Genomic DNA, 527 nt, shown 5'->3' on the forward strand with positions numbered 1-527 from the left:
CAGGAATCCGCGCTGCTTCTAGCGCAGGGCTTCGGCAATGGCGGCGGATACAACAGCATCTATGGCTTGATCGAAGATCCGCGGCCCGAGGTCTACCCCATTCTCAAGGCAAAACTGCAGCCTCCGGAAGAGGAAGATGACAAGGAGCTCCTGCTGACCATGGCCCAGATATCCGTACCTGTGGAACAACGCGTTGCCGATATCCGACCATACCTGGAAGCGAAATATTATGGCGTGCGTCAGGGTGCTGTTCTCGGACTTGCACTGCTGGATGATCCCGGCAGCATGGAACGCATGGCCTATGTGCTGGGGACAGACCGGCGCCAGCGCAAATGGAATTTCCTTCGTACCTTCTATGACTTCCGCGCCTGGAGAATCCCAAAGTTCGTCCCGGTGCTGATCCCGGTCCTGAACGACCCGCAGCCACTCGAAGACATCGGCGTCCGCCAGTACCTCCCCGGCGGCGTCGAGCAGGCCATGACACCCGAAGAACAGCGCTATTGCCGCGCACGCGACTACGCGCTGAA

General features: G+C 59.4%; 1 protein-coding gene. It reads left to right on the forward strand.

Features of this window, described 5'->3' with window-relative positions:
* On the forward strand, positions 1-527 hold a 527-nt coding region (locus AC1DKD_RS41920; RefSeq protein ID WP_477144821.1), incomplete at both ends, for a hypothetical protein.

The sequence above is a fragment of the Cupriavidus sp. 05T313 genome (genome assembly GCF_056396665.1).